Source organism: Dysgonomonas sp. 521 (assembly GCF_010501055.1).
Taxonomy (GTDB): domain Bacteria; phylum Bacteroidota; class Bacteroidia; order Bacteroidales; family Dysgonomonadaceae; genus Dysgonomonas.
In genome coordinates this window covers 1-16,533 of sequence record NZ_QVMO01000009.1, presented here as the reverse complement: position 1 = coordinate 16,533, position 16,533 = coordinate 1, and the positions used below count along the sequence as shown (strand labels likewise).

Annotated in this window: 10 protein-coding genes; 3 read left to right on the top strand and 7 right to left on the bottom strand. The window is 32.7% G+C overall.

Features of this window, described 5'->3' with window-relative positions:
- Positions 1-823 precede the first annotated feature (823 nt).
- The 4 genes from D0T84_RS04810 to D0T84_RS04795 all read right to left on the bottom strand — a co-directional run bounded on the left by D0T84_RS04810 (position 824) and on the right by D0T84_RS04795 (position 6,994).
- Positions 824-4,513 (bottom strand): hypothetical protein, encoded by a 3,690-nt coding sequence (locus D0T84_RS04810; RefSeq protein WP_163306583.1) that lies wholly within the window; start codon positions 4,511-4,513, stop codon positions 824-826.
- Positions 4,494-4,901: a hypothetical protein gene (locus D0T84_RS04805; protein WP_163306581.1), complete on the bottom strand. Its 408-nt coding sequence runs from the start codon at positions 4,899-4,901 to the stop codon at positions 4,494-4,496. Before D0T84_RS04805 ends, D0T84_RS04810 begins: the two co-directional genes overlap by 20 nt.
- On the bottom strand, positions 4,885-6,198 hold the full coding sequence (locus D0T84_RS04800) for a hypothetical protein (RefSeq protein WP_163306579.1): 1,314 nt from the start codon (positions 6,196-6,198) through the stop codon (positions 4,885-4,887). Before D0T84_RS04800 ends, D0T84_RS04805 begins: the two co-directional genes overlap by 17 nt.
- A gap of 403 nt (positions 6,199-6,601) precedes the next feature.
- Positions 6,602-6,994: a Mov34/MPN/PAD-1 family protein gene (locus D0T84_RS04795; RefSeq protein WP_163306577.1), complete on the bottom strand. Its 393-nt coding sequence runs from the start codon at positions 6,992-6,994 to the stop codon at positions 6,602-6,604.
- A gap of 209 nt (positions 6,995-7,203) precedes the next feature.
- Between D0T84_RS04795 and D0T84_RS04790 the strand changes: the two genes are divergently transcribed.
- The 3 genes from D0T84_RS04790 to D0T84_RS04780 all read left to right on the top strand — a co-directional run bounded on the left by D0T84_RS04790 (position 7,204) and on the right by D0T84_RS04780 (position 12,809).
- Complete coding sequence (locus D0T84_RS04790) at positions 7,204-10,689, top strand: ATP-binding protein (RefSeq protein WP_163306575.1); 3,486 nt, start codon at positions 7,204-7,206, stop codon at positions 10,687-10,689.
- On the top strand, positions 10,686-11,525 hold the full coding sequence (locus tag D0T84_RS04785) for a glycerophosphodiester phosphodiesterase (protein WP_163306573.1): 840 nt from the start codon (positions 10,686-10,688) through the stop codon (positions 11,523-11,525). The genes D0T84_RS04790 and D0T84_RS04785 overlap by 4 nt, the downstream gene beginning before the upstream one ends.
- Before the next feature lie 615 nt (positions 11,526-12,140).
- The gene (locus D0T84_RS04780; RefSeq protein WP_221413116.1) at positions 12,141-12,809 is read left to right on the top strand and encodes a transposase; all 669 of its coding nucleotides are present in this window, start codon (positions 12,141-12,143) and stop codon (positions 12,807-12,809) included.
- 358 nt (positions 12,810-13,167) lie between these two features.
- Here the strand turns inward: D0T84_RS04780 and D0T84_RS04775 are convergent, their stop codons facing one another.
- From D0T84_RS04775 to istA, 3 genes are read right to left on the bottom strand one after another with little or no spacing between them, the layout of a single operon-like run.
- A complete protein-coding gene (locus tag D0T84_RS04775) occupies positions 13,168-13,962 on the bottom strand; it encodes a RelA/SpoT family protein (protein ID WP_163306571.1) in 795 nt (264 codons plus the stop codon).
- Positions 13,963-13,992: 30 nt separating this feature from the next.
- Complete coding sequence (istB, locus tag D0T84_RS04770) at positions 13,993-14,712, bottom strand: IS21-like element helper ATPase IstB (protein ID WP_163306569.1); 720 nt, start codon at positions 14,710-14,712, stop codon at positions 13,993-13,995.
- Positions 14,688-16,271, bottom strand: coding sequence for an IS21 family transposase (istA, locus tag D0T84_RS04765; RefSeq protein WP_221413115.1), 1,584 nt, complete (start codon positions 16,269-16,271; stop codon positions 14,688-14,690). The genes istB and istA overlap by 25 nt, the downstream gene beginning before the upstream one ends.
- Positions 16,272-16,533: the final 262 nt, after the last annotated feature.

Below are 16,533 nucleotides of genomic sequence, written 5' to 3'. Positions count from 1 at the left end.
CTAATCAATGTTACGCAAGAAATTGTGATTCAGTGAATAAAAACCCGGACTCAGGCTTATTTCTTACATAACAGAAGAACAAGACAAGAATCCTTCTTCTTTCATGGGAAAATCCGTTGTTTGAATGGTTGCTGCAATATAAAAACAGGTAACGCATTCGTAACGGAAAGTCTTCCGAAATACACAATATCTTGCTTTTTTACTGCTTGCAGTGGAGAGAAGATTAATGAAGTTAGCACCAATGGGTCAGCTATTTACGCCGTTTTATCCGTTCTTGCTTTTTAGGTGCATAGTTTAGTAACGATTTTCGGTTTTTAGAAGTTATTTTGTTGTCATATATCAGTCTTGGCAGAAGTATATATAAATAAAAAAAAGTCTTCTAAATCATTAATTTAGAAGACTTTTCTGTGTCTTTGGCTTCGAACTGTCCCCGAAGGTTCGGTTCGCCTAGTGATCCGAGCGGGATCATTTTTTTATCTCGTAATAGCTAAATTATCAGCTTATTATATTTTCTTGGAAGACATACCGTAACGAATTCGTAACGATTATAATAATGTCATATTGTTTTGTGTCGGCAGACCGCTGTAAGCCTGATTTCTTGTTTCAAAGATATAGAATATTCCTCTAAATTCATTGTATCAAGTCCGAAATTTATTCTTTAAATACAGTATTTGGGTTTACAAGTAATAAATTATCAATCGTGATTATTACGAGGCAACTTTTCTGAAATGAATTTTTACATTGATACAAATTGCAGTAAGTATACAACCGATAATAATCCCTTGAATTAATTCACTTTTTCAAATTGATTTTTCTCCTGTTTTCATAAAAAGTTCATAATATTATGCGTTTTTAAAATTTCGACTGTTTGGGAAAATAAATCTTTTGCATGCAGTCCTGTTTTATCCCCTGGCAAAATACCATAAAGTTGTATGCCAATAGTATATTGCTCAGTAACAACAATAAATGCTGTAGTCCTGTTTTTAGTTTTGTCTCCCAAAATTTCTGCAGTACCTGTTTTTGCTAAATACCCTTTATCTCTTGTTCCCGTCTTTTTTCCAACATCTTTAGCAGTTCCATTTTTCAAACACACTTTCATAGCATTTCTTAAAATATCAAGTTGTATCTCATTAAGGGAGAGATTCTCGAATGAAATATCTGATTTTTTATAACTTAATTTAATGTTCTTACCTTCTTTTATTCGTATATATCCTTGAACAATATCTTTGAAAATTAATTTCTGTTGTTGTCCAATAGCGTGGCTCATATACACTTTGTCTCTCTTAAAACTGTTATTATAAACAGTAAGTCCAAAATCATTTTTATAAACAGCATCTGCTTCATTATAATAATTATTCTTCTCAAATAAATTCCTAAACAATTTTTCTGCAATTTGATTGCTTGAATAACCAAGCAAGGCATTTAAATCATTCACAGAGTATGGTAAGCCACTTGCCAAATAGTAATAAGCCAAAAATGGTTTTACAACACTACCTGGCATCATATCATATTCTGCAAAGTTTATGTATTCGAGATTATCGCACTTTATTTTTATATTTTCGGTAATTGCTCCTGCATTGTAATTTTGCAAAACATCATTTATTTGATTGTTTTTGTATAAAATATGATACAAATTCTCGTTATACATAAGCGGATATGAGGCAGAAGCACGAATGTAACCACTTTCGTTTTCGGCAATAATTATAGAACCACCAACCATTTTAAACCCTTGCTTAGTATCAATTTGCTCTGCCCATTCTTCTAATACTTTATTCAAAATTTCTTGTAATTCAAAATTAACAGTTTCGGCATTTGGAGGACAACCACCATAATATTTATTATTGACAAAAAGCGTCGGGTTTCCATTTATATATTTGGAATAACCGCGAACAACGCTCTCTTTATCCAAAACTTCCTTAATACTTGTAATGCTATCAATATTGGTATTTGTTTTAATATAGTCAATGTCAATGTAATGCTTTTTCTTTGCATTATCTGACTGATAATAAGCAAAAAGATAATTTCTGAACTTTCTTTGTTCTTCTGCATTATTTTGCATTCTATCAAAACTTTTGTGTGCTAACACAAGCAAAGAATCTTTTCCTAGATTAACCAACGAATCCAAATCATATTCTTGTACTATTTTCCAAGACATTTTATTACCGTTTGTTTGTATACGGTCGTTTATTCTGCAACGCTGATAGAATAAAAGGCAAATACTACCTGCAAAAAATACAATCGGAATGATAAGTGCTTTGAATTTTGCAGGCACATAAGGCGAGATAGAATGATTTACATAATTGTCCTGCATTATTGCTATTTGCCTATTTCCAACAGAACTTACCAAATACACATACAAGTAATTTATTAGAATGATATGAAAAATATACTCAAAATAAACAGGCGAAAGCAAGCCCGGACTTTGCCCTGTGAGTGGAATAGTCCAAAAATTGGTAAGGAAAGTATAAATATATTGTACAAGCATTATGGATAGCAATATATTTAAACCAAAAACTATTTTTTTGTTATAAAAACCTCTTTTTCCTGTTTTTAATCTTATAGGCTTGCTAAAAATAACAAGTAAAGAAATAATTGTATACGAAAGCATTAACAATACGCCAAGATAGAGCGAAAACCACAGCCAACCACCTATTTTGAAACTCCACAAGACAGCATAATCGGAAAAGAACACACTTTTAGTTTCGGGCAAGACTACCGTATTAAAATGGGGATTAAAATCATTTTCTACGGAATTTAGTAGAAAAATCTGTCCCGCTATTGTTTGTCTTGAACTTTCAATGTTAGGCGTGTTGTCAAATTGTTCACTATCAGGAAAAAATAATGAAGATTGAAATCTATATTGTTTTTCAGGGCTAGTTACAAAAAACCAAAAAATCAATCCCAAAACTATTATAGGAACACAAACCCAACTCCATTCTCGTAAGGTTGCTGATTTTATAAAAAGTTTTAATCGTTTGAAATTAATTATTAATATTAAAAACAATGATAATAGTATGAAAATGAGTGTTGCAAAATCTTTTGATAAGACAAGAATTATACCCCCCAAAATAATTAAGGCAGAATAGCAAGCCATATTAAATACAAAATCTTGCTCTGACTTGTCTTTTTCAACTTTATTAGAATGTTCTTCTCCGTCTAATATTTGCTTCTTTTTAACGGAAAAATATTTTTTTATTTTGGAAAATATTTCATGGCTTGGCAATTGTAATTTTGAGAAAGGACTAATGGCAAAAGGTAAAAATATAAAAATAATTGCGGTTATTTTTAGCACAGGAATTTTGCCAAAAACAAGTTCGTCGCTTGTAAAATAAGTAGCAAAAGTTGTTACCATAATTATAGCAAGAGAAAGTTTAGAAAAATTCTCACTATCGCTCTTTATCAATTTAGCAAGCCATTTTATTGCATTTATCCAATTAATATTCAATATAACAGCAAGTAATGTAATCAAATATAAGCGACTTTCCGCCTCTTGTATTTTAAGTAGTAAAATCGGAAAACCTAATAGAATAATGCAGTTAAACAAAACTCTCAAACTTAAAATATTAAATTGTTCTACTTTGATTAAATTCCTTTGTCTTGAATGTTGAGTTTTGTTCGTCAAAACATACATTTGTCTCAACAATAATAAACTAAAGCAAAGTAAGACTGAAAACAACAACGGTAATACGAAGTTTTTTGCGGTATTACTATAATTGGATTTCAGCAAAAAACGACAATTATTTATAGTAATAGAATTGTCTTTGTCGAGTATAAAATTATTGCACTCGCCATTTTCAAAGATTATATTTTTTCTTTCAGGTTGGTTTTGAGAGTTAAAAAATGGAAACGAAAACACATATTTATTACCACTCAAAGTGTCACCATTTATGCAAAAATTCAATTCGACAATCCGCTGTCCTTTGTTGGAAATAGGCACATTTCGATTAGTAAAAAACGCCACGCCTTTGGTTAAAAAATACTCACCACTCTGTTCTTCAATCTTAATGACAAAAGCATCTCGCCCTGAAGCGTTATTAAATCTTATGCCTGCCAATAAATCTGTTTGCATTGGCATTTTTGTGGAATTATGGAAAAAATCCTCATCACTATAATCTCTCTTTTTCTCGTTCAAACGACAAAATGGATAAAAAATAGTTTCTTTGGCGTTGTCTATATGGCTTTTTCGCAAATTGTCGGTAAGTTTCAATTTCCATTCTTCGCCATTGTGATACAAAATGCACAAACTATCAGGCATATTTACTCTGCCCATTGGCACTATAACTGTGGTTTGTGAGGTGGGAACCTTATATTCTTTGACAAAAAGATATTCCTTTGATTTGTCCAACTTCAAAGAATGAAACGACAATGTGTGTGAATATTCGTTGTTATAAACAAAAACTCGCATTGTGCAAAAGGCGTAAGCTAATGCACAGACAAAAAGCAATGCTATTATAATAAACTTCGCATTTCCGACAATTTTTGTATTTGATATTTTATGTAGAAGTTGTATCATATTGATATATATTTTTTCCAAATTTATTTTCTAATTGCTCAAAAGAGCTGTTTAACTTCATTTCAAATTCTTGAATTTCCCACAAATTGTCGCGTATCAATTCTAGTAGTTCGTCATTTTTGTCAAATTGAGCAAAAACTAAAAGTGGGTCTTCAAATTTTGGCATCGTTGGTTTTTCTGTATCTGCTGGCGGTCTTTTTCCGCTACCACCTTTTCCTTTTCTAACTATAGATTCTTCCCTATCCGTATCTTCTTGCTTACAGCGTATTTTGTGTCTGCTAAATTTTTCTGTTTCGTCAAAAACATCAAAATCGTCAGGTGCATTGTCAAAATCACCGTGAATAATAAAAGTTTTTAGCCAAGATAATTTGCTATTCGTGCTCATCATTCTCTAGGTATTTAAGTTTTTGCAACTCGTTTTCTATCTCTGCAGCATAATTTAATTGAAATTGTAAATCTTCGACAGAATAAATTTTTTCGCCATTTTTTATTCTTTGTGCAAATTCTTTAATTTGTGCAAAGGTATTTTCTTCTGTAGTTCTCGAATTTTCAGTAGTGCCATTCAGCGTATCTTCACTTGTTTGCGCATCTTTTTCGAGTTTCGAAGAAGTGTACCATTTTTTGATTCCATCAACAACATGCTGCAATTTATTTTCAGCATATATTTTTTTTACATCTTCTAATTTTACGATAACTGCTTTTACTCGCTTCGCTTTTTCTGTTTCTTTTTGTTTTTCTTCTTCTATGTTTGTTTTTTCTCTTTCGTTTTCTAGAAAGAACTTTTCTAACTCAACATCATAAAATCGTAGATTCCCGCTTGCATCTCTTTCTGTTCTCAGTTTATTCAAAAAAGCATCGTACTTGTTGTCCAGAGTATCTTTAATACCAAATTTCACAGAAATTGGCATTAAATCTATTACCATTAAGAAAATAAAAAACAATATCACACCGACAAGTACAACCTCTTCGTCCATCATCAATTCCCATAAATCTTTAATTTGTTCGATAATGCCATCTGAATTTCTTTCCCCTGCTTTTTGTTCCGCTCTTGTTATATAAGTAGTGTCGTTTATTAAATGCTTATTATTATCGTATATGGTTTTAAAATACTCTGCTTTACTTCTGAAAACTTCGCAATATGTACCTTTTGGGCAATTTGCTTGGTCGAAATCTTTACATTTTCCAACCCTCTGTCCGTGTTCGGTTACATAATCGCCTTTATGTGCAGTTACAGATAAAGTATTGTAGAAATTTATTGAATCTGGTAGCGTTTTCCAATATGTAATGTCACTTTTACGAGTTTCCGTTTCTAATTTGACATCAGTGTCTATATCTCTGGCCGTTTTTGCTTTAATATCGCTTCCAAAAACTATCAAACAAGTTAAAAGCGAAATAATAAAACCCATTGTAACAGATAAAATTACACGCATTCCTGCTGTCCAATTTGATTTTTCGCCTTGTAACAGCAAAAAATCTACCAACAGAATTAACGACACAAAGCCCATCACAAAAGGAACTCGAATCCAACCGCTCGTAACTGTATCAGCTAGATGCCATCCACCATAAGAAGAAGTGATCAAAACTATCAACAAAGACAATCCGGGCAGGAGAAATTTTGCACCAAGTCGTCCTGCTCTAACTATTTTGGGGTCATACCCGCTTATTTTGTATAATAAATTTTTCATGTTCAAAATGATTTAATTTTTTATTATATTTATAATAGTCCGTTAAGTTTTTATATGTAACTGATAATCAAATTATTATAAAACGCGGCTCAATTCGGTTAAACAACTCATAATCAACGCATTGTTATTTTCAAAATATCGAAAATTCAAAAATTTAACGGACTATTGATTTAGTAACTGTTTAAATTTTAGTCAATGAAGTATTTTGAACCTAAAACAACTCTTATCTTGTCAGAAATTTTATCATTTAGCCCGCTAAACTCAAAAATTTTGACTGCGAAATCGCTCGTTTTATCCTTCAAAATCATGTTCTTGAAAAATTTAAACAGTTACTTAAAATCTTGATCACACCTTCTTCAATAAATCTTAGGTGACACTGTATTATTCCTATCATTGATTAATTTCAAATGGTTACACTATCAAGCATTGTCATTTTATTATTATTTTCTATAATAAAAGGATGAATTATCCATATATCATTTTTTTTTTCTGAAATCAAGAATACAACTTCCTTTTGGGAGAATAAACTCTTCATAACCTTAACGTCACTATCAGAGGGTAAAATATTACCATTAGGATGAGTGTGAAAAACACCAATTACATTATCGTCTAACTTTTTCTTTGGAAGAGCAATTGAGCAACAATCATTTAATTGTGATATCATTTTAAATGATACAATTTTATCAATTCGAATAAAGTTATTCTCAATATGTCCTAGTATCTGTGATGCGCTTTCTATAGGATAGCTGAGCGTCCTTAGAAATTTTTTACTTTGTTCACTGAAAAATATTCTCATACATTTTATTATTTGTTGCTACAAAGCTATAATCGCATTCTCATTGTATTGGGATCTATATCAGGGAGAGTTTAGGGGAGAATTTAGGGGAGAATTAATGTTACGAGAAAATGTTGTGATATTACATCCTTTGTTGCAATTAGATAGATGCATGTGAATTGGTTTTTTTATATAATGATATATATGTATCTTTAGTGAAATTTTTTTTGATGGTGAATAACAATATTATAGGATGGACAGAGCTGCAAAAAAGGATAGTTGAATCTTTGCAAGAACTATCAATTACGCAAATTGATTTATCGCTCAAATTAGAGTTTTTTGTTTCTAATGTTAAAGAAAAGTTAGAGGCGATATTGAATATTAAACCGCTGCCAAAAAAAAACGACAAGATAGCATATGTCTCAGCAAGGCAGAAGCTAAATAAGTTGAATGCAAAAGAGAGGCTACTAAAATATATAACATTTTCTGCAAGTTCAGAATATTGGGAAGGAACTATATTAAAAGGTGGGCTTGACACAACTAAACATCGTATTCATTTTGAGGTAATAACAGATTTTATAAACTCAAAAGGTTGTGCTGATGTTTTCTTTGAAAAAATGCTAGAACCAATTAATCTAAGCAATACTTTCCTTGGTCAAACAGAAAGTCTAAAATTTAATAGTTCTGAAAGTTATACTGAAGCGAAAGTTTTAATAGAAAGACCAATTACTGGAATTAGTGATATAGTAAAATATTCAGATTCACTATGTAAAAAATTTCTGGAGAATAATAGTTCTAAATACATAAGTGAAGTATTTGAGGAGAGGACTGCTTTTATAAAATCATACAACAACTTTATTGAATCTGAAAATAATTTTTATTTATTATTAGGTGAAAGTGGTGTAGGGAAAACTAATATTGTATGTAATCTGGTTGAGCTAAATAAGAAAAATGGTAATCTTGTTTTTGCATATGATAGTAATGGTTTAACTAAAGAATCTTTTGAAAAAATAGAAAAATTGTTATCTTTCATTATACAGGAAATAGAAAAAACTCATCAAAAAACGATCTTCTTCTTCGATGCTATTAATGAAGCAACAAACTATAGTGCTTCAAAAATACCTTATCTTGATTTATTGGCAGATATTGATAATAAATTACTGAAGATCAATAATAAAAACATAAAGATCATAGTCTCTTGTCGCACCTTTTCATGGAGGGATAGTGTTCAGCATAATTTGTCAAAATACTCGTTCTTATTAACAGATGAAAATCAGCAGGAAATAAGGTATTTTACAAAAGAAGAGTTGCTAAAAGTATATCCAAAATATAAACAAGAGTTTAATTTACTCACTTCTGTTGAACAAATCAATACTCATGCTTATGCGACAGTATATAATTCAATGTTAGACCCTCTGAAACTAAGATGGATTGCAGAAGCTTATAAAGGAAAGAAACTACCTCAAAGTGAAAACGAACTAGATTATGAAAATTTATGCATCCAGAAGCTTCAAACTATACATGATAAACAAGCTTACGAGCTAATTTTTTTAATTTCAAAATATTTGATTGAGAACAAAATTCACAAGTTACATCGTTCTCATTTATTTAATACTGATGATGAGGGTTTAAAAAATATCAAGTTGCTTTTTTTAGACGAAAAATCTGATTATACTAATGCAGGTAGGATGCTAATTGAAGCTAATTTTCTTAAGAAGGATACTAATTATGCTTATTGTTTTGAATTTGAAAGAATACAGGAGGCAATGTTTGCACACGTGTTTGTGAAGGAAAAAGCCAAAATTTTCGCAAATGAACCTATTCCTGTAAAAGAATATATAGGAGTGTATAAAGAAAAAGAGTATGATGTTGTATATAACAATTTTTTGCGGGATGCATTAATCAAAGATTTCATAGAAAAAGATTTTAATAACTCAACAATAAAGGAATTAGTTTTAACAAATGAAGCTAGAATGCAAAAACTAGCATATTTAACACTGTCAAAGCTCGTACTTAAGCATTATAATCCTGTTTATGAAATTATAGAGCACATTATTGAAGATGATAATGTTTTACGTTTTGCATCAAAAACAACGATGGATTTAATTGCTGATTTATTTATACCTAACGTTTACCTACAGTCGAAAGGAAATGATAAAAAGCCAGTAGCTCTTCTTCAAAAAATTATGACAGGTAGTAATTCGAAAATGTCAAATCAATTGGCGATGAATATTTACATAATAACAAGACAAAACAAGGAAAAGTCGAAAGAAATAATTAATGAGTTGTTTGATTTTGCATTGACGAGTAATCAACTTAACATAGAATATTTAATGCAACTTGGAGTTATATCTTTCATATTATCTATAGATATTGTTACCCAAATGAATGATTTAACCTCAACTAATAGTTTAACGTTTATTAAAAACAATATTTTGTGTAATTGGGAAAAATTGGGAAACAAAATTTTAACTAAAGAGTTAAAAATTATAGCACCTAATTACAAGTATTCTTCAAAAATAATAAATAGCCTTCCTCTTCCCGTTAGAAATAGTATTGTAAAATTTCTTATTAAAAGAGGAATGATGAAGTATGGGAGTGTACAAAATGATTTTGTTAATAATTTTTATGAATTCAAAAAGTTTTGGACAGATATTCCAAAACGGGATAGTCAAGATTGGTCTCATCAAGATTTTAGCTCGTTGACGCAATTTTTAAACCCAGACACCAATAATATACAGCATCAGAAAGATAAGATATTGAAAGGCTATAATTCAAATAATGTATTTTCATATATGTTGCTTGAACGTTTGCTTATAATACAGGGGATTTCTAATTGGAACAATGTATCGGATATAATAGACGAAATTCTGGTATTAAATAATATATCCGATTACAGTAAAATGTCAGTATCGTATGTTCTGTTTCATATTATTGAAAAATCTGACAAATTTAATGAAACAGCTTTTAATATTTTATCCCAAATTACCAAGGAGTGGTGTATATCAACAAAGGGGAAATTCATAATTACAAGAGATAGTAAAAAAGAAAAATACTATAAACAACATATCTTAAACTGGTATATCGTTTCTTATTTTAAATGGCACAATTACCAAGTAATAGATTGGCAAAATATTGAATCAATAAAAAATAACATCCCTGTTTTTATAGAGTTGGTCGTAGATGATGCATTAAAAAATAAAAACAAAGATTTACTATTCTATATTCTTGAAAATATAAGTATAGTAGCAACTGACTTTGGTTATATTGAAATAGCAATACAACTATTTGATTTCATTGTAAGGCATGTAGACACAAGTGAGAAAATCAGCAATTTCAAAGTTGATTCACAAGTGGATAGACGTTATAGCAAAAGTTTACCATCTTTTATGAGTGAAGTCTTATGTACCTTAGGAAATTATTATCCAGCTGAGGTAAAGGGTTATATTGAGATAGAGTTATATCCGAACTTTGATTCTCCATTAGCACAAGGAATAAAGGATGAAATGAAAACGAAAGAAGAGCATGAAGGTTTAGGTGGACTATTAACTCATCGATTTGGTAATTTTTTTGTATGGGGATGCAAAAATTCTCCTGAGGTTCGTAATTTTTTTATTGAAATATTAGAGTCTACTGAAAAAGTGAAAAATGCCAATCAATGGGCATTTAGAGTTTTCGAAAAAGGGGTGAAGGACCTAATTAATATAGAACTATGAAAATAAAAATGAGGACAAAAGTAATATTGCTGACGGCATTAATAGTTTTTATTGCTGTTCTGAGTCAGGTAATAACTAACTGTTTAATTCAAAATAAAATCAGTGATACTATTATTGTGACTGGGCATAGAGGAGCAGCTCATTATGCTCCTGAAAATACAGTTGCAAGTATTGAGAAAGCACTGGAATTAAATGTTAATAGAATAGAAATTGATATTCAACGTACTAAAGATTCGATTATTGTTGTTTCTCATGACATTGACATTGATAGAACGACAAATGGGACAGGAAAAATTATTGATTTAGAATATTCTGAAATTCTACAATATGATATTTTAGATAAAGATGGGAATATTTATAAAATACCTACATTGGAACAAGCTATACAGGCCATAGATGGAAAATCAAAATTACTTATTGAAATCAAAGAAGGGAACGATTATTACCAATCAATAGAAAAACAGGTGGTCGATTTACTACATGCATATAATGCCACAGAATGGTGTATTATTCATTCTTTTAATGATGACATACTATCTGAAATCCGTAAATACGACAAGAATATTGAACTCCATAAATTATTTTTAGGAAGAATACCCTTTACTAATATTATTTTCAGCCCTAAACTTTCAAATCTCAACAAGCCGCTATATGAATCCTTGACAGAATTCAGCAGCATGTACAACTTAACAGATAGATCTCTTATAAAGAAAATTCATGATAAAGGGAAAAGGATAAATGTTTGGACTGTTAATGATTCTGTAGAAATAAAACAGATGATTGAAAAAGGGGTTGATGGTATTATTACAGATGATCCTAAATTAATCCTTAAGTAAACGTCCGTAGAAATGTTCTGTGATAGTTGCTTAAAGAATATAAACTATTTTCATATTTGTATGATTTAGAAAGTTAATACTGCCCAAAGGAGTATAAAACCAATGATTACAGCAAGAGAAACAAGACAGGACAAAATACCCTTAATTGTAAAAAAGGTAACGATGCCAAAATGGGTTGGTATTTTACTATATTTTCAAAATTGTTTTTCTTTTTGAAATCCTCTTCCACCTTAACAATAAGAGGTCTCGAAAAGAAAAACAATTAGTATACTACAGTTTGCTGCCAAAATAAATTGAAACCGTTTTCAATTTTATTTTTTATGTCAAAAAAAATGCTGGATTTGTGGAGGAAATCATGTTGTAAAAAATGGGTTTCAAAAGGGTAAACAACGCTACAAATGCAAAGACTGTAATTGTGTATTTCAATGGAGAAACAAATCTGTTTCCCAATCTAATCGGTTTATCTGGTTTCGTCAGTGGATCGTTGGTAAACAAACACTCTCAGAATTAGAGCAAAGTAGCGGTTACAGTAAAAGTAGTTTAAAACGTTATTTTCATACTTATTTATCTGATTGTCCTACTTGGAAGATAAGACCATCAGAAAAAGTTAATTTATTGATAGATGGCACTTACTTTAACAATAAGGTCTGTTTAGTTCTTTATCGAGACAATAATATCAAGGCTACACAACTTTATCGTTTAACAGACAGGGAGTGGTTTGATGAGATTTGTGAAGATTTAGAAAATCTGTTATCATTAGGAATTAAAATAGAGAGTGTTACTTGTGACGGACTTTCCAATATCATCAAAGCTGTAAGAAAGATATGTCCTGAAGCCATCATCCAACGATGTGTTGTTCATATCCAGCGAGAATGCTTGATTTGGTTATCAAGGAATCCTCAAAGTCAGGCCGGTAAGGATTTACGGTATTTGGTAGGACAGATTCATTTAATCCGCAATAGAACTGTTTGGGGATATTGGGTAGTAGATCTGATCCATTGGTATGAAAAATATCAGAATTTTATCAACCAAAAATCCTATTACGAACCCACAGGAAGATATTGGTATACTCATAAAATGCTTCGGAGAGCTTTTATTCATATTAAAAGAGCTTTACCTGACATGTTCCATTACTTGGATAATCCTGATATACCTAAATCCACGAATGGCTTAGAATCTTTTTTCGGACATCTAAAACAAAATATCGCTATTCACAGAGGATTATCCAAAGAACATTATAAAAACTATATTAAATGGTATTTATTCTTCAAAAGCAACGAATAATAGGTTTTCTTAGCCATTGGAAGATGCCCGAAATGAAAAAGGGAGATGTAAAATCTCCCCATTTCGGTATATCTTGAAGTTTATTGCTTAACAGGTTGCTCCTCAGCAGGGCCTATCTCCTCTTCAACTTCGCTCGTAAGATAAACATTATTTTAATTATTTACATCAACTATTTTTGAGCTCATTACCTAAAAAATGGGACTTGATATTACAGACTCTCAAAATAAGTTTCAACTAATCTGACAATATCTTTCTTTTTCAAACGCACTCTAAGGGCTTTTGGGGAGAGGATTTGAAAGAAATTTATAAAATTGTATTTTAATGCGTTCATATTCCATATATAATTCATTTGTGATAATCAACTTAAATATATTTCAAAATCCTTTGTTATATTTGTAGGTTGTAAATTTTCAATTTCAGAATTTTTTATTACCAAACAATTGAGAAGATAAACAAGATTATCGAAAGAAATAGGAATGTGTAATTTCGAAAATGCGACTTTTTCAATTATTTCTTGCCTATCAATCCTAAAAATATTTTTTGCTAATTCGTTGTTTTTATTGAAGATACTGCATATATTCTCATTTAAGTGTTCTTTTATGAATTTTAGACGAAATTTTGTTCGCAACATTGCTTCCCAATTATGATTTCTATAGTGTTGATATGATAAGTCATCGAATAAAGATTTCAATGTGTTGTCACTTGTTTCAAGAATAGCATAAATTCCGTTTAGCATTCTCCACTCTTCTAAAAAATCATCCCAATCAGATTTACATTTATATCTTAAAACGTGATCTATTTCATGCCATCCTTCTGACAAAGTTGTTCGGAATTGAATCTCAAAAGTGTTATCTATCAATTTATATACATTATCATTATTATAAAAAGAAGACAGTTCATATAATGTTTTAGTATCTGCTCCATTCATCCTACAAACAAGATTTTTATGGACAGGTTTAAAAATCTCCTTGTTTTCTTGAGTAAGGACATCATTCGCTTCATCCACCTTTTCATATTTTCGCTCAAAAATATCCCATAAGAGTTTAACATCTTCAATAAAGTATGTTGTAACTCTAAAACCACAAATATCTTGAATTTTTTTTCCTTCTGCATATTCCGGCGATACCCACCCAGTGATTCCGGTGATACCCACCCACTCACTGTGCAAATTAGTCTGACAAAATTACCGTTTTTTTCTTAAGCTATCTCCTATTAATTCAAATCTGTGTGAGGTGTATACGATTCGATCAATGATCGAGTCGGCCAATGTTTCATCCGAGAATATATCAAACCACTCTGTGACTGGTAGTTGACTGGCGATCACTGTAGCTTTTCTGGCGTGACGGTCTTCGATGATTTCCATAAAATCAAGTTGTTGTTGATTTTCCATTTTAGCCAGTCCAAAGTCATCCATTATAAGTAGTTCGATTTTAGCCAGTTTCTCAAACAGACGTATAATCGTTCCCTCTACCCTTGCCACTTTAAGGCTGCGTGCGAGTTTCTGCATATTGTAATAGGCTACCGTATACCCTTGGCGGCAGGCCTGTGCTCCCAAAGCGGAAGCCAGGAAGCTCTTTCCACATCCGGCAGCACCGGTAATCAATACTGCTTCCCCGTTTTTGATATAGTTTCCCGTGGCCAGCGAGAGCACACGCATTTCTTCCAATCCCCGGCTTTGGTCGAAGCTTAATTCTTCCACCGATGCCCGATAGCGAAAGGCTGCATTCTTTAACAGCCGTTCATAACGGTTAGACTCCCTGCGGTCCTGCTCTGCCTGCAACAATAACATCAAACCGTCTTTGAGCGAAAGGGAATCCGCCCTGCGTGTTTCTTCTAATGTTTTCAGGCACTGTGTCATGCCCGACAATCTCAATTTTGTTAATCCTTGTCTGATCTGTTCCATAATTCTGTTTGTTGTTGATTTATATGATTGTCATAATGTTGTTTACCTCGTATATTTATATGAGAACGTTGTTTGTTTCCATCTTCCTGTTCACCACAGTCTTCCACCTGGCAGTAGGTCTTGTTCTCTATAATTTTCTGTAGTGACTTGTATGAAAGAAGGTTATTCTGCAATGCCCACCGGCAGGCTTTCTCGAAGATAACCGGATCGGTCTTGCGCTGCAGCGACAGAAACCCGTCACAGCGTTTGTAGATAACTTCGGGGATCTCTTCTTTTTCAAAGTTCCGCTTAATAAGCTCTCCCAGAACCCCGGAGCGTTTTTCTGCCAAACGGATATAATATTCAGGGCTTCTATCCCTGTAATGCTGGTGAGTTGAACACAAATGTTCCTTCTCTGTGGTATAGCCAAATCCAACCGTCCTGGAGTGAGTGGCTATTACTTTGCCCTGGCAATAGATCGTAACGAGTGAGCGTGTATAAATAACCGATACTTTCTGTCCGATGTAGATGTAAGGTACCGAGTAATAATGCTTGTCGCGTCCCAAGTAGATACAGTTGTTGGTGGCAACCCGGAGGTCTGTATAGTATTTCAACTCAAATTCCTGTTCCGGCAATGGTCGCAATACCTGTTTCTCTTCAGCCAGAAACTTTTCCTCTCTCGAGTAATCCTTCTGTTGCTGACGTGTCTGATTATGCTCAGAAACCTTCTCTGCGATGGCTTGGTTCAGCGCTTCTATGGAAAAGAATCGCTGGTTACGCAACTGGGCATATACCCGGGTGTAAATGATTCTCACATGGTTTTCAACCAAAGCTTTGTCTTTGGGTTTACGGCTACGGGTTGGTAGTACGGCAAAACCGTAATGGTTGGCAAAGTCATCCAGCACACGGTTTAGTTCCGGTTCATAACGGTCAGCTTTTATAACAGCGGCCTTGAGGTTGTCAGGGATCAGTATCCGGGGACAACCTCCCATATCCTTCAGGCAACAGGACAGAGCATACAAAAAGTCATCCGTCCGCTGGGATGGAACAGCCATTGCAAAGGTATAGTTCGAGTAGGGTAGGCAACCGATGAATACCTGGACCTCTATCACTTCACCTGTTCCCAGATCTACATAAGAGAGCCGGTCGCCTGCAAAATCAACATGTAGTTCATTGCCAGCTATATGCTCCAAAATAGCAGAAGGATGACGAGCCAGTTGCAGCTGATTCAGGTGATAACAGAACTGGCTATAACGGTACCCATCGGGGCACTCACGAATATACTCATTCCACAGTGTTTTACGCGTCACATGTGCCCGGCGCAGTTCACCTTCAAAATAAGAAAGCTTCCCTTTCAAATAATTAAAGCGTGCATCAGTGTAAGCCGGATTACCGGCTGAAAACTTTTCTTCCAATACAGGATCTTCCAGATTCAACAATGAATCTACATCAAACCCATGTTCATTTACTTTGCGGATGTAGTCATTAACTGTACCCTTGTAAAGTCCCAACTCAACAGCGATGCGACGGTTGGAGATCCCTTCCTTGTGCAATCTAAGCACTTGTTTAATCTTACTCATTCTAATTAATGTTCCTGCCATTGCCCCGTTCTTCTATGTATTAATATGCGTTTATCGACATACCATAGAATGTAGGTCTTTTTTGCCAGCAAGTGGGTGGGTATCGTCCGGAATCCGGAACGACCGAAACAATGAACAAGACAGAAGGTTTTTTCGCTTAAAAACAGCTACTTAAAGGATGAAAAGTGGGTGGGTATGCTCCGGAATACGGTCGTTTTGACCATCAATTTTCCCTACTGGGTGGGGATGCTCCGGAATCCGG

Bases quoted from the DNA above. Each gene is read 5' to 3' on its own strand.
- D0T84_RS04810 (WP_163306583.1), bottom strand. From the start codon at position 4,513: ATGATACAACTTCTACATAAAATATCAAATACAAAAATTGTCGGAAAT.
- D0T84_RS04805 (WP_163306581.1), bottom strand. From the start codon at position 4,901: ATGATGAGCACGAATAGCAAATTATCTTGGCTAAAAACTTTTATTATT.
- D0T84_RS04800 (WP_163306579.1), bottom strand. From the start codon at position 6,198: ATGAAAAATTTATTATACAAAATAAGCGGGTATGACCCCAAAATAGTT.
- D0T84_RS04795 (WP_163306577.1), bottom strand. From the start codon at position 6,994: ATGAGAATATTTTTCAGTGAACAAAGTAAAAAATTTCTAAGGACGCTC.
- D0T84_RS04790 (WP_163306575.1), top strand. From the start codon at position 7,204: ATGGTGAATAACAATATTATAGGATGGACAGAGCTGCAAAAAAGGATA.
- D0T84_RS04785 (WP_163306573.1), top strand. From the start codon at position 10,686: ATGAAAATAAAAATGAGGACAAAAGTAATATTGCTGACGGCATTAATA.
- istB (WP_163306569.1), bottom strand. From the start codon at position 14,712: ATGGAACAGATCAGACAAGGATTAACAAAATTGAGATTGTCGGGCATG.
- istA (WP_221413115.1), bottom strand. From the start codon at position 16,271: ATGAGTAAGATTAAACAAGTGCTTAGATTGCACAAGGAAGGGATCTCC.